This window comes from Winogradskyella sp. ABM4_392, from assembly GCF_056160445.1.
In genome coordinates, this window is record NZ_JBSWXE010000005.1 from 170,741 (window position 1) to 185,870 (window position 15,130).

Genomic DNA, 15,130 nt, shown 5'->3' on the forward strand with positions numbered 1-15,130 from the left:
AAAAATTCCACACTTCACATACAAACTTTTGAATCAATCAAAAGGCACAAAAAATAATTTATAACATAAAAAATCAATTGTCTGATTATGCGGTAAATTCTATATTTGCGCGTTAAAAATTAGACGTAAAACAAAACAAAATGCAAAACAAAGGAATAATTAAACTGTTTGCACTACTATTTGGTTTGGTAAGTATTTACCAATTGTCTTTTACATTTAAGGCAAACCAAATTGAGGATGAGGCAAAGCAAGCTGCCATAGCAAAGTACGATGAAACAGTAGATGGTTACCAGGATTTAAGAACTCAAGCTGAGATTAATTACTTAGATTCTTTAAAAACTTCTAAAGTTCAGGTTGGAGACAATTACGAGTCTATAGAAGTTTATAATATGTTAGGTGTATCTCAATACACGTATAACGAAGTTGAAAACAATGCCATGAAATTAGGTTTAGACCTTAAGGGTGGTATCAACGCTATTATTCAGATTTCTGTAAAAGACATCTTAAAAGGTCTGGCAAACAATAGTAAAGACCCTGTTTTTAATAAAGCACTAGCTGATGCTGAAGAGTTACAAAAAGACGCACAAGAGTCGTATTTAGAGTCATTTTTTAGAGCGTTTGATGCTATTAAAGGTGATACTAAATTAGCATCTCCAGATATTTTTGCAAACAGAGACTTAAGTGATGACATTAAATTTGATATGTCAGACGATGAAGTTAAAACCATCTTAGAAAAGAAAATAGATGAGTCTATAGTTTCTGCATTCGAGGTATTACGTAATCGTATCGATGGGTTTGGTGTATCATCACCAAACATTCAGCGTTTAGGAAACTCTGGTCGTATATTAATAGAATTACCTGGCGCAAGAGACAAGAAGCGTGTAGTAGACATTATAACTAAAACAGCGCAATTACAGTTCTGGGATACTTACAAAGCAGAAGAAATGCTTCCATACGTATTTCAGGTTAACCAAGCATTGGTAGAAGCTTCTAAAGATAAGGAAGATGAAGACGAAGTTGCTGAAGCTACAGAGGTAGAGCAAGACACCACAACAAGTACTATTGATGAGTTAACAGGGCAAATAGAAACAGATACTACCAATGTTGCAGATGTTAATCCATTGGGTATTCAAGGTCCAGGTGGTGGACCAATGATTGCAACATTTTTAGCAAAGGATAAAAAGAAAGTTTTAGAAGCACTTAACGATCCTAAGAATAGAGCACTTTTACCAGCAGAGATGCGTTATGCAAAATTTGTTTGGGGTATACAGTCTAAAGATTCTGAGTTCTCTGAGCTTTATGCTATAAAGAGTAACAGAGATGGTGTACCACAGTTGAGTGGTGCTGTAATTACAGATGCAAGACAAGATTATGACGAGCTTAGCAGACCAGCAGTAAGTATGCAAATGAATCCTAAAGGTGCAAGAGAATGGCAAGAAATAACTAAAAGAGCCAACCAAGAAAATGGATACATTGCTATAGTACTAGATGATATAGTTTATTCTGCACCAAGTGTAAGAAATCAACCGGAAGGTATTGCAGGTGGTAGATCTCAAATTTCAGGTGCATTCTCGCTGAATGAAGCAGTGGATTTAGCTAACGTGCTAAGAGCTGGTAAATTACCTGCGTCTGCAGAGATTGTTCAGGCAGATGAAGTAGGACCTTCTTTAGGACAAGAGGCTATTGATAGTGGAATGAAATCTTTTATCATAGCATTAGTGTTTGTCTTATTATGGATGGTATTCTATTACGGTAAAGCAGGTGTTGCTGCAGATATTGCATTATTATTAAATATCTTATTAATCTTTGGTGTTTTAGCAAGTTTAGGTGCAGTGCTTACCTTACCAGGTATTGCAGGTATCGTATTAACAATTGGTATTTCGGTAGATGCTAACGTACTTATCTTTGAGCGTATACGAGAAGAATTGGCAAAAGGTAAGTCACAAAAAGAGTCTATCAAAGACGGTTTCTCAAATGCTTTATCTTCAATTTTAGATGCTAACATCACTACTGGTTTAACAGCATTAATCTTATTTGTATTTGGTACAGGACCGATTAAAGGTTTCGCAACGACGCTAATTATTGGTATTTTAACATCGTTATTTACTGCAATTTTCATCACGCGTTTATTAATAGACTGGTGGGTAAATAGAGGTGGTACTTTAGATTTCTCAACAGCAATGACTAAAGGTTTATTTAAGAATGTAAATATTGATTTCTTAAAGAAACGTAAGATTGCTTATGTTATTTCTGGTGTGTTAATTCTAGCTAGTTTAGGGTCTTTATTCACAACTGGGTTAGATCAAGGTATCGATTTTGTTGGTGGTAGAACATACCAAGTACGTTTTGAGCAACCTGTAAGTACAGAAGAGATTACAAGTGTACTAAACGATCCAAATGTTTTTGGAAGTGCTGAGGTAAAAACTATTGGTGCTGCAAACCAGTTAAAAATTTCTACCAAGTATAGAGTAGAGGACAACTCTGTTGAAGCTGATGAAGAAGTACAAAGTAGATTGTTTGATGCGCTTAAACCTTACTTACCAGATGGAATGACTTACGCTCAGTTCCAAGATGGTTCAGGTGAAGCTAAAATAGGTAAAATGCTTTCTAGTAAAGTAAGTCCTACTATTGCAGATGATATTAAGAAGTCGTCTTTTTGGGCAGTCTTAGGTTCTTTAGTAGTCGTATTCCTTTATATCTTATTTAGATTTAAGAAATGGCAATTCTCACTTGGTGCGGTTGCTGCAGTATTCCATGATGTTTTAATCGTATTGGGTATCTTCTCATTAACATGGAAGTTTATGCCTTTTAGTATGGAAATTGACCAGGCATTTATTGCGGCAATCTTAACAGTAATTGGTTACTCATTAAATGATACCGTAGTTGTGTTTGATAGAATTAGAGAGTTCTTAAATGAACATACATCTTGGAAGTTTGACAAGACAATAAACGCATCTCTTAATAGTACATTAAGTAGAACATTAAACACCTCTGTAACTACTTTGGTGGTATTATTAGCCATGTTCATTTTTGGTGCAGAATCTTTAAGAGGATTATTATTTGCATTAATAGTAGGTGTAGTAGTAGGTACATATTCTTCTATGTTTATTGCAACACCATTAATGTATGATACAGCTAAGAAAGGTGATGCTGCAGAGTCTTTAAAGAAGAAAGTAAAAGAAGAGGACGAAGAATAGACTTTTGATTTCTTATATTTTTAAAACAAAAAGCCTTTTTGAAAAGAAAGGCTTTTTTTGCTTTTAGACGCAACCATTTTACACTTTATCTATCTAAATAGAAAGTTAGGTATAAAAGTTTTAAATTATCTACTAGAATCACTAATCCAATCAATCCTATGAAAAAAATATTATCTGTCCTGTTATTAGGGATTTCATTTTCAGTTTTTAGTCAAGATGTACTTATGCAAAACGGAACTGTAAGCACATGTTCAGGTACATTTTATGACTCTGGAGGAGAATTTTTCAATTATAGTAATAACGAAAATTTCGTGTTAACAATATGTCCTGAGGAAGACGGACAACGTTCTAGATTAGATTTTTATGATTTTATTACCCAACTTAATTCTGATGTAATGACTATTTATGATGGACCAGATGTAACATCAGATATTATAAACACCTATTCTGGACCATCTTCGCCTGGATTAGTTTTTGCAAGTTTTAATAATACAAGTGGTTGTTTAACTATTGAATTTTCTTCGGACAACTCAGGAAACGGTTCAGGTTGGCATGCAGAAATTTCTTGTGCCAATCCTTGTCAGGATATTACTGCAGTTTTAGACTCAACCAATCCAGCAGTAAATGCAGAAGGTATAATAGAAGTTTGTTCAGGTGATTTAATTAGCTTAAGTGGAAGTGGAATATTTGAAAATGATGGAACAGGAGCAACTTATACATGGGATTTGGGAGATGGGAATTTATTGAACGGTCAAAATATTAATTTCTCATATGACCAACCAGGTGTTTATTTGGTGAATTTAGATATCCGAGATACAAACATGGATAATTTTATGGATGGATGTCCAAATACAAATTCAATTAATCAAGTTATTAGGGTTTCTGGAGCTCCAGACTTTACAGGTACTCAGGCAGATGATAGTACTTTGTGTTTTGGAGATACAACAACAATTGAAGGTGTGGCTGATCCTTTATTATTATTCTATAATTGTCCTCCTCCAGAGAGTGTAGAAACCTTTTTACCAGATGGTAGTGGTGTTGCTTACAGTACATGTATTAATGTTACATGTTTTGCTGATGATGCTGTTCTAACAGATGTCTCTCAAATTATTGATATTTGTATGAATATTGAACATTCTTATTCAGGTGATTTAGATATTTTTATTCAAAGTCCAAATGGACAAGAAATTAGATTATTTGATCAAGCAGGTGGTGGTACATATTTTGGTGGTGCAAATGATGATCAGACATTAGATCCTGGTACTGGTGAAGATTATTGCTTCTCAATGAATGCGACTACCTTATTAGCTGATGCACCAACTGAAATAAACGGAACTAATCCTCCAAATAATTCATGGGTTCCAGGCACTTATTTACCTTATGAAAATTTTGATGCATTATTAGGAAGTCCATTAAATGGAGAATGGTGTATTAGGATTGTAGACAACCTTTCAATAGATAATGGCTATATTTTTTCTTGGGAACTTAATTTTGATCCAAGTCTAGAATTACAAGATTATGAATATACGCCTCAGATAATTTCTCAATCATGGGATACTGATTCTAGTATTACAGAAATAAACGGAGACATTATTACTGTTGCTCCAGAATCTGAAGGCGAACATTGCTACACGTTTAGAACAGTTGATGAATTTGGTTGTGAGTACACTGAAGAAATCTGTGTAACCATGACAGCTGAAGGTCAACCGCCAACAACCTTTTATGAAGATTTAGATGGTGATGGTTATGGAGATCCTAATAGCACAATTGAAGACTGTTCAGATACTCCACCTTTTGGATATGTGGTAAATGGTTTAGATTGTAATGATACAAACAATACAGTAAATCCTGATGCTGATGACTCTGAAGGGAATGGTGTTGATGAAAATTGTGATGGTGTTGATGGCAATTTATTAAGCTTAGATGATTTTAGATTAGACAGTATAGAAATTTTACAAAATCCATTCGAGGATGTTATCATTTTAAGTTTGCCAGAACAAATGTTAGGGTCTAAGGTAGATGTTGTTATTTATGATTTAAGTGGCCGACAAGTTTACAGTCAAGTTCATATATGTGATGAAAAAGAAATTAAGATAGAGCATTTAAATAATCTGGTGAAAGCGCAGTATTTCATAGAAATATCTAACAAAACAATTGGTTTGAAAGAAGTAAGGAAAATAATGAAGAAATAAAGTTTAATGCAATTGATTTATAAAAAACGCTTTTCCTAGAGAGAAGCGTTTTTTATTTTTATTCTTTGTGTCTGTCAAAGTAAATACTGTTTTCTTCAGAAAAATCTGTGGGTCTTTCAGAATCTCCAAAACCTAATGCTAATCTCATTTTATTTGACTCAATCATTTTTACAATGCCCTTTAAGCGACCAAGTTCGTCCTTATTACCATTATCAATAATAACAAAATCTATCCTGTATGGACTGTAAGATGTGTCAACCTTATATTTCATGCTGGCACTTGTACCTTTATGATCAAATGATTTGCCACCCATTATTTGACCATTAAATTCAAACGTTGCATAATTGTCTTCGCTTAGTGTTAAATATCCAACATCCCCTTTATCGTCTCCTTTCCATTTGCCAACATAAGAAGGTGAATCTTTAAGTGAAAAAGAACAGAATAAAACCAAGGATACAATTAAAATTGAAAGATTTTTAAATGATTTCATGTAGATAGTAATTAAAATTGTTCTCTAAGATATGTCATTTTTTTGATGGCTTAGCAATTAAAACATATGGAAAAATGAATAAGGTTTCCTTATTTTAGTAAAAGAATCATAAGAAATGAACGATACTATTAAAAGACAATTGCTTAATTATGCCATACCAGCTTTTATGGTTATTGTAATAATAGTGCAGCTTTTTTTAGTACATACCAAGCAACTAAGCAGATGGAAAGGTGGTGGATATGGAATGTATACAGAGATTCATTACTCGCATAACCAAATTTATATTCAAGACGGTATATCTGTAGACTCATTAGAGAAAGACATGGATATAAAAGAAGCTTTTAAATTTCTCAGGTTAATGCCTAATGAAAATCATTTAGAAAAAGTAGCTAAACTTGTTTTAAAAAAAACACAGAAAGACAGTATTCATATGCAGATATGGAAGCCAACAATAGATTTAAAAAGTGGTCTTTACACCAGAGTTTTGATTGATGAGGTTTATTTAAAAAGTATAAATCTATGAGATATCTGGCAGATATAAAATCCAAACTCTACGAAGGTAACGAGGTGGCAATACAAATGTTACTTTTAATACTTAGTGTTTATGTTTTTATTATGTCTCAATTCAATAGTATATGGAAAGTCCCTATACTTTTTTTAGGGTTGCTTATTTGGTTTTTTTTACGTGATAAAACAAAACATCCTATCATTTGGTTGGTTTTGTTAGCGCTTCTTTTGTGTGATTTTTGGCATTCTTATTTCTGGGTTGCTAATCATCATTTTATGATAACATTTGTAGTGCTTTCGGTTATAGCTTATATGTATCATCAGCGTAAAGAAGTTCTTCAAAAAAACATTCAAATAATACTGGTAATTGTTATTTTAACTTCGGTAGTACAAAAAATAATGTCAGATCAGTTTACTAGTGGTAATTTTTACTACTTCATGATTAATAAAGGTGTATTATTTCAGTTTATAATGAAATTCTTTCCTGAAAGTTTAGAGGTAGTAAAAAGTAATTCTGAAAGTTATTTGAATCTATGGGAAACTGATCCTAATGATGGGCAAACCATTGTTTTTAAAAATATAACTCCTAATATTGGTTATATGAGTTTACTCTTTGCCAGAATAACTATTGCTTTTGAATTTATAGTTGCCATGGCTATACTTTGGAAACCAAAAAAAACATGGGTACACCTTCTATTGATTTTAATGATTTTTGGTGTATTACTTACTAGGCTCGAAACTGCTTTTATGGCAATGCTTGCAAGTTGTGGATTGTTTTTGTGTAGTAATTATAAGCTGAAGTTGGGTTATATCTTAATAGTTTTAGGATGTGTAACTTTAATGGTGACTAAACTAGGATATCATTAGTTTGCAACTTCAAAAATGATCTTATCACCAACTTCTAACTCCCATTCATCCGACAGACCAGCATTTATTTCTAAAACATACTTGGCAGGTGCTTCAGAAGGTAATGATGTTTCATCAAATGGTTTAGCATTCTTTTGAAAGCTTACAATCTGTTGTGCCTCATTTATATAAATAATATCTAGCGGAATTTTAGTGTTCTTCATGTAGAAGCTTCGGATTTGCTCATTAGGAAATATAAACAACATGCCTTGGTTAATACCAAGCTTATTTCGATACATTAAACCTGTTTGCGTTTCGTAGTCGTCATCTGCAAGTTCTATATCTAAAGTTTTTATAACTGAATCTGAACTTGCTTTTTTGAGATGTAAAATACCTTCTTTTTTAAAACTAACTTCTACTTTATCACCCGAAGTAGTATGCTTTTCATTTTTACAATTGAAAAACATAACCAAAGAAAAAATAAGGATTGAAAATCCTATAAAACGATTATAACGCATTAAGCAATCTTGTTTTTAGGTTTGTAGACAAACATAAAGTATAACCCAATTAATATAAAAGGTATGCTTAGCCACTGTCCAGTATTTAAAGCCCATTCTGCGCGCTCATCAACCTGGGCTTCTTTAACAAATTCAACAAAGAATCGTATAGTCCAAAGGAAGACTAAAAATAACCCAAATAAGAAACCTTCTTGTTTAGACTTATTGGTTTTCCAATAGAAATAAAGTAAAGTGATAAATACAAATATGTAGCAAAATGCTTCGTATAACTGCGCAGGATGTCTTGGTTCTGTTTCGCCAAGTTGTCTAAATACGACACCAAAATCACTGTTAGTGTATTTTCCTATAATTTCTGAATTAATAAAATTCCCTATTCTTACAAACACTGCACCAAGTGCTGTTGCAACAACTACACGGTCTAAGATCCATAAGATGGATTTTTTTAATACCTTTTTATTAAATAGATACATTGAAATTATCATACCAATAGCTGCACCATGACTAGCTAGGCCTTGAAAACCTGTAAACTCAAAACCACCTTTAAACTTAAATGGTAAAAAGATGCTGAAAAAATCTTCTCCAAATAATTCTGGTTGGTAAAAAATGACATGGCCTAATCTCGCACCAATCATTATTCCTAAAACGGAATATATAAACAAAGAATCTAGAGACTCGTTAGACTGATTTTCATTTTTCCAGATGCGCTTGGTGATTTGAAACCCTAAGATAAAGGCTATTATCCACATTAGGCTGTAGAAATGAAGTTCAAAAAAGCCTAAGTCAATAGATTTTACAGGGTCCCAATATATTTTTAATGCATGCATATTTATAATCTTTTCGCTGTAAATATAAGATTTTGTTAGGGAGTGAAAATAGGATTAACGTAATATTAATCCTCTTTTGGTGGTACAGGGTCATAACCTTTTCCGCCCCAGGGATGACAACTAAAAATCCGTTTCAATGCCAATTTCCCTCCTTTAAAAAAGCCATGCACCTCTAAAGCTTCCTTGGCATAATGAGAACACGTTGGTTGATACCTGCAAGTTGCTGGAGTTATTGGCGATATAAAAGTTTGATAGACTTTAATTAAAAATAAAAAAGGGTATGCTAAAAATTTCTTCACGATTAATTAGTCGTAAATGTAGTGCCTTCCCTACTATCATTTAGTTGAATACCAACTTCTGCGAGTTCATCCCTAATTTTATCAGACAATGCAAAATCTTTATTTTGTCTTGCTTCCTTTCTAAGGTTAATTAAAATTTCAACAGCACCAGATAACTTGTCAGAACCTGTACTTTCTTTAGAAACATTAACTAAACCTAAAATATCAAAAGTGAAGTTTTCTAGAGTTTCTCTCAATAAGCCTAAATCTTCTTTGGTTATTGTAGCACTACCATCTTTAACTTGATTAATAAACTTTGCAGCGTCAAATAAGGTTGCTATTAAAATAGGAGTATTAAAGTCATCATTCATTGCGTCATAACATTTTTGTTTCCATTCAGAGACATTAAATGACGACGACTCACTAGTTTTTAAATCCTCAATTAAATTAATAGCATCCATTAATCGGTAAAATCCTTTTTCACTTGCTAGTAAACCATTATTGGTAAAATCTAAAATACTTCTATAATGTGCCTGAAGCATAAAAAATCTTGCAACACTAGGTGCATAAGCTTTAGTAATGTGAGGATTGTCTCCAGAAAAAATTTCATTAGGTAGAATAAAATTACCTGTAGATTTTGCCATTTTTTTACCATTCATAATGAGCATATTGGCATGCATCCAATAATTTACTGGTGGATGATTATTGCAAGCTTCAGCCTGAGCAATTTCACATTCGTGATGCGGAAATTTTAAATCCATTCCGCCACCATGAATATCAAACTGCTCACCAAGGTATTTGGTGCTCATGGCTGTACACTCTAAATGCCATCCTGGGAAACCATCACTCCAAGGAGAAGGCCAGCGCATTATGTGTTGTGGCTCGGCTTTTTTCCAAAGTGCAAAATCTTGAGGGTTTTTCTTGTCTGATTGGCCATCAAGTGCTCTGGTGTTATGAATTAAATCTTCGAGTTTTCGCTTACTTAAGATTCCGTAAGGTTTAGTCTCGTTGTATTTATGTACATCAAAGTAAACAGAACCATTGACAACATATGCCATACCATTATCTATAATGGTTTTAATAAGCTCTATTTGTTCAATGATATGACCAGTTGCGGTTGGTTCTATACTAGGAGGTAAAAAGTTGAATTTATTTAAGATGTTATGGAAATCTACAGTGTAACGTTGTACCACTTCCATTGGCTCAATAGCTTCTAGTCTTGCCTTTTTAGCAATTCGGTCTTCACCTTCATCTGCATCATTTTCTAAATGACCAGCGTCAGTAATGTTTCTAACATACCTTATTTTATATCCTAGATGTTTTAAATATCTAAAGATAACATCAAAGGACATAAAGGTTCTTACATTTCCTAGATGTACATTGCTATATACTGTTGGGCCACAAACATACATACCAACATATCCGTCATTTATAGGTTTAAAGACTTCTTTTTCGCCAGATAAGGAATTGTAAATTTTTATAGTTTGGGTATCGTACAAAGGCATGTTGTAAAATTCAAAAAATGTTTAAACAAAACTAAAGAACAAAGTAAGAGGAAACAAGTTAAAACTTTGTGTCTAATTGAATGTAGTCAAGGAACTCTCTTCTTGTTTCTTTTTCTTTAAATTTTCCACCAAATTCAGAAGTTACAGTGCTACTTTCAATATCTCTTATTCCACGAGAGTTAACGCATAAATGTTTGGCGTCAATAACACAGGCAACATCTTCCGTGTTTAATACTTTTTGAAGTTCTTTTACAATTTGTATGGTAAGGCGTTCTTGTACCTGAGGACGCTTAGCGTAGTAATCTACAATTCTGTTCATTTTAGAAAGGCCAACAACGGTACCGTTAGAAATGTATGCTACATGTGCACGTCCAACAATTGGTAATAAGTGGTGCTCGCAAGTAGAGTAAACGGTAATATTTTTTTCTACCAGCATTTCACCATATTTATATTTATTATCAAAAGTAGATGCACTCGGTTTTTTATCAGGATCAAGTCCACCAAAAATTTCATTCACAAACATTTTTGCAACTCGGTTTGGGGTACCTTGTAAACTATCATCGGTAAGATCTAGTCCTAAGGTTTCCATGATGTGTCTTACATCATCCTTAATAATGTCTATTTTCTCCTCTTTTGATAATTCAAAAGCATCATCTCTCATTGGCGTATCGCTAGATGAACCTATATGGTTATCGCCTAAAGCGTCTATATCGTTAAAATCGTTATCGATTTTCATAGTTAAATAATTATTAATCAATCTTTAAAAAGAAGTTGCAAAGATACGTAATAAAAATAGGATGGTAGTGGTAGGAGTTTTACAATTATACTTGTTATATATCTAAAACCGTTAAAATGTTAATATCATTGACGAATTAACAATGGTTTTTGTAAAATTTTCTTAATTTTCCAAACTTTAAAATAAGGTTAAGCTATGAATAAATTTCTTACAATTTTCATTCTAATACTCTTGCCACTATGTTCATCTGGTCAAGAAAAAAATAACAAAGTTCCTCTAAAGGTCATTGAGTTTAAGGACAATGTAGATTTACCATTAACAGCAAAGGAGCGACTTCAAATTGATGAGGTTTATGGTGAGTATGCAGAAAAATACATATACAGTAACGCTTTCCGTTTAAAGAGTATTAAAGATTTATTAAGAAATAGAATAGTAATTGAGTATATCTCTAAAGAGAGTGATAAAAAAGATTGTCAGAAGCTATCAGAGATTCCTCTTTTCAAAAGTTTTGTTTCAGATTTAGAGAGAGATAAAACGTTTGACCCAAAGAACTTCAACCCTTTAAAATATAATTTTGCTTTTCATGCTAGAGGAGACAAGATGTATCAGGTAGACAACACCAATTATTTTATAACCATAAAATCTCAACATCACTAAAAAAATTACACAATGAAGTATTTATTAACTTTAATAACAATAGTATTTTCATCGGTATTGATTGCACAAGATGTTAATATGCAGAATGGGACGGTTAGCCAATGTGGTGGAGTTTTTTACGATTCTGGAGGTGAGTTTGGAAATTATGGAAACGATGAAAGTTTTGTCTTAACAATATGTCCTGAAAATCCTGGGCAAAGGGTGATTTTGGATTTTACAGAGTTTAGTACTCAGTTAAATGCAGATGTGATGACAATTTACAATGGTGATTCAACAGCTGCTGACGCCTTTGGTCAATTCTCAGGTGGTGATTCACCTGGTATAGTTTCTGCAACAGAGGAAAATACAGGTGGTTGTTTAACAATTGAATTTACATCCAATGCTTCTGGTAGTGGAAGTGGTTGGGCAGCAAATATATCTTGTTTAACTCCTTGTCAGTCAATTAATTCTCAAATAGATTCTTCTGTTCCGGCGCCAAATGGTGATGGTTATATTAGAGTGTGTCCTGATGAAGAAATTACCTTAAATGGTAGTGGTATTTTTGAAGTTGATGGTACAGGAGCTACTTACGAATGGGATTTAGGCGATGGTAATACAGTTTCAGGTCAAACTGCTGTTTTTTCTTATCCAAATCCAGGTGTTTACATTGTAAACTTAAATATTAGAGATGCCAATACATCTGAAGATCCAGAAGGTTGTCCTAATACTAATCTTATAAATCAAGTTATTCAGGTAGGTACAGAAGCAGACTTTACAGGTACAGGTGCTGCTGAAAATACCATATGTTTTGGGGAAAGTACAGATATAACTGGTGTTGTTAACCCAGTTCAGTTTATTAATGACTGTACACCACCTGTTGCTGAGCAAACATTTTTACCAGATGGTTCAGGTCAACAATATACATCTTCAATAGTAGTTGATTGTTTTGAATCTTCACAAACATTAACAGACCCTAACCAATTAATAGAGGTTTGCTTAAATATGGAACACTCATACTCGGGTGATTTAGATATATTCATAGAAGGGCCTAGCGGACAAGAAATTAGATTATTTGATCAAGCAGGTGGTGGTACTTATTTTGGTGGAGCCAATGATGATAATTCGCTAGCACCAGGAACAGGTGAGACATACTGTTTTTCTATGAGTGCTTCTGTATTGTTAGAGGATGCACCAACAGAGATTAATGGTACAAATCCACCGAATAATTCTTGGGTGCCTGGTACATATTTACCATTTGAAAGTTTTAATGGGTTACTTGGAACTCAATTAAATGGAACTTGGACAATTAGAGTTGTAGACAATTTGAATATTGATAATGGATATATTTTCGAATGGTACATGAATTTCGATCCAGCGATTCAACCACCAGAACTATCTTTTACACCTGTTATTACTTCAGAGGCTTGGGATGCAGATCCTACAATAACAAACACAAATGGAAATATTATTACAGTAACACCACCTAACTCTGGTCAGTACTGCTACACTTACAGAGCTATGGATGACTTTGGTTGTGAGTATACAGAAGAAGTATGTATCGATGTGTTACCAGAAATAGTAACAGAAGCGCCAAATAACTTATTTATTTGTGATACAGGTGTTCCTCCTTACATTTTTGATTTAGAAACCAATACAGCAGTTGTTCTGGCAAGTGCTACTAATGCTGGTGATTTGGTAGTTACTTACCATAATTCACAGGTAGATGCAGATAATGATGTAGGTGCTATTGCAGGTTTAAATAATTATTCAGGTACAGATGGAGAGGTTATTTACATTAGGGTCGAGTATTTAGATTCTGGGTGTTTTGAAGTGCTACCATTTACATTAAATGTTTCAGGTCAACCAGATATATATCCAGTTCCAGATATAGTATTGTGTGATGATGAATCTAATGACGGTGTTGAAGAGTTTAACTTAGGTGCACAAACTCTCGGAATATTAGGTCCTCAGGCAGATACAGATTTTATTGTAACCTATCATACAAGTTTTGCTGATGCTGATGCAGGTACGGGTGTTTTACCAATTCTGTATACCAACGGTGGAAATCCAGAGCCAATATATGTGAGAGTTGAAAGTGTTGGTGATTCAACTTGTTACAACGCATCTGCAAACCCTGTGTTCAACCTAATAGTTAACCCAAGAGATGATGCTTCTTTTGTTATTACGCCAACTTGTGATGGTGCGACTACAGTGGTAACAGGAAATGTTGGTGGTACGTTTACATTTAATCCTGCACCAACAGATACTGCAATTATCAATCCTGTAACGGGTGAAGTCACTGGTGGAATTTCTGGTGCCTCATACACTATAGAGTACACAACATCAGGTATTTGTCCGTCAACTAGTGTACAATCCTTTAATGTAATATTGGAGGATGATTCTTCATTTACGATAACACCAACTTGTGATGGAGGTACAACTACAATTACAGGAGATATAGGCGGGACATTTAGTTTTGATGTTCCACCAATGGATACTGCTATTATTGACCCTAATACAGGAGAAGTCACAAATGCCACACCTGGTGCTTCATACGGAATTGTATATATGACATCTGGTGCTTGTCCTTCTTCTAGTACACAAACTTTAACAGTCTTAACTTTAGATGATCCTACTTTTACTCTTACAGCATCTTGTGATGGTGGAACTGCTACAATCACAGGCGATGTTGGTGGGGTTTTTAATTTTAATCCAGTTCCTACAGATACAGCTGTTATTGATGCTAATACAGGGACAGTTATAAATGGTGTTTCTGGCACAACCTATTTTGTTGAATATACTACAGCTGGCGATTGTCCTCAATCATCTATAGAATCTGTAACAGTCTTAGATGCTGATGATGCCTCATTTACAGTGACTCCGACATGTGATGGTGGAACAGTAACAATTACTGGCACACTAGGTGGAACATTCAGCTTTGATACACCACCAACAGATACAGCCATGATTGACCCAAATACAGGTACAGTGACAAATGGTACATCGGGAGCTACCTATGGAATTGTGTATACAACTTCTGGTGTTTGTTCAGAGGCACAGACAGTTTCGTTTAATGTGCTTCCTCTTGATGATGCAACATTCACGGTAAATCCTACTTGTGATGGAGGTATACCAACTGTAACAGGAACTTTGGGTGGAACATTTACTTTTAATATTCCGCCTACAGATACTGCAGTTATAGATACGAATACAGGCATAGTCTCGGATGGTACACCAGGTGAAACTTACACCATTGAGTATCTAACTTCTGGAGCGTGTCCAAATAGTAGTATTGTAGAGTTTACCGTACTTCCCTTACCATCATTGGTAGTCCCAACGCCATTGGAAGTTTGCGACGACGGGACACCAGATGGGTTAACAGCGATAGATTTAAACGTTAA

Annotated in this window: 12 protein-coding genes; 6 read left to right on the forward strand and 6 right to left on the reverse strand. The window is 34.0% G+C overall.

Features of this window, described 5'->3' with window-relative positions; translation table 11 throughout:
* Nucleotides 1-140 precede the first annotated feature (140 nt).
* Nucleotides 141-3,197, forward strand: a complete 3,057-nt coding sequence (gene secDF, locus ACXAFS_RS12425) for a protein translocase subunit SecDF (RefSeq protein ID WP_475307298.1) — start codon at nt 141-143, stop codon at nt 3,195-3,197.
* A 158-nt stretch (nt 3,198-3,355) separates the two neighbouring features.
* Nucleotides 3,356-5,389 carry a PKD domain-containing protein gene (locus ACXAFS_RS12430; protein ID WP_475307300.1) on the forward strand — a complete coding sequence of 678 codons (2,034 nt, stop codon included), beginning with the start codon at nt 3,356-3,358 and terminating at the stop codon, nt 5,387-5,389.
* Nucleotides 5,390-5,447: 58 nt separating this feature from the next.
* Here the strand turns inward: ACXAFS_RS12430 and ACXAFS_RS12435 are convergent, their stop codons facing one another.
* A complete protein-coding gene (locus ACXAFS_RS12435; RefSeq protein WP_475307301.1) occupies nt 5,448-5,879 on the reverse strand; it encodes a hypothetical protein in 432 nt (143 codons plus the stop codon).
* A 115-nt stretch (nt 5,880-5,994) separates the two neighbouring features.
* Here ACXAFS_RS12435 and ACXAFS_RS12440 point away from each other — a divergent pair, with 115 nt between their 5' ends.
* Together ACXAFS_RS12440 and ACXAFS_RS12445 are read left to right on the forward strand one after the other, a co-directional pair.
* Nucleotides 5,995-6,402, forward strand: a complete 408-nt coding sequence (locus tag ACXAFS_RS12440) for a hypothetical protein (protein ID WP_475307302.1) — start codon at nt 5,995-5,997, stop codon at nt 6,400-6,402.
* Entirely contained in the window at nt 6,399-7,253 is an 855-nt protein-coding gene (locus ACXAFS_RS12445; protein ID WP_475307304.1) for a hypothetical protein, read from the forward strand. Before ACXAFS_RS12440 ends, ACXAFS_RS12445 begins: the two co-directional genes overlap by 4 nt.
* On the opposite strand, the gene ACXAFS_RS12450 is transcribed toward ACXAFS_RS12445, so the two are convergent.
* The 5 genes from ACXAFS_RS12450 to folE all read right to left on the reverse strand — a co-directional run bounded on the left by ACXAFS_RS12450 (nt 7,250) and on the right by folE (nt 11,093).
* Nucleotides 7,250-7,750: a DUF192 domain-containing protein gene (locus tag ACXAFS_RS12450; protein WP_475307305.1), complete on the reverse strand. Its 501-nt coding sequence runs from the start codon at nt 7,748-7,750 to the stop codon at nt 7,250-7,252. The two genes, ACXAFS_RS12445 and ACXAFS_RS12450, sit on opposite strands and share 4 nt — an antisense overlap.
* Nucleotides 7,750-8,574, reverse strand: coding sequence for a prolipoprotein diacylglyceryl transferase (gene lgt, locus ACXAFS_RS12455; protein WP_475307306.1), 825 nt, complete (start codon nt 8,572-8,574; stop codon nt 7,750-7,752). The genes ACXAFS_RS12450 and lgt overlap by 1 nt, the downstream gene beginning before the upstream one ends.
* Before the next feature lie 65 nt (nt 8,575-8,639).
* Nucleotides 8,640-8,873: a membrane protein insertion efficiency factor YidD gene (yidD, locus tag ACXAFS_RS12460; protein WP_475307308.1), complete on the reverse strand. Its 234-nt coding sequence runs from the start codon at nt 8,871-8,873 to the stop codon at nt 8,640-8,642.
* A 2-nt stretch (nt 8,874-8,875) separates the two neighbouring features.
* A complete protein-coding gene (gene cysS / locus ACXAFS_RS12465; protein ID WP_475307309.1) occupies nt 8,876-10,357 on the reverse strand; it encodes a cysteine--tRNA ligase in 1,482 nt (493 codons plus the stop codon).
* 58 nt (nt 10,358-10,415) lie between these two features.
* The gene (gene folE / locus ACXAFS_RS12470; protein ID WP_475307310.1) at nt 10,416-11,093 is read right to left on the reverse strand and encodes a GTP cyclohydrolase I FolE; all 678 of its coding nucleotides are present in this window, start codon (nt 11,091-11,093) and stop codon (nt 10,416-10,418) included.
* A gap of 195 nt (nt 11,094-11,288) precedes the next feature.
* Here folE and ACXAFS_RS12475 point away from each other — a divergent pair, with 195 nt between their 5' ends.
* Nucleotides 11,289-11,750, forward strand: a complete 462-nt coding sequence (locus ACXAFS_RS12475) for a hypothetical protein (RefSeq protein ID WP_475307311.1) — start codon at nt 11,289-11,291, stop codon at nt 11,748-11,750.
* 12 nt (nt 11,751-11,762) lie between these two features.
* A partial coding sequence (locus ACXAFS_RS12480; protein WP_475307313.1) for a PKD domain-containing protein occupies nt 11,763-15,130 on the forward strand: 3,368 nt, incomplete at its 3' end.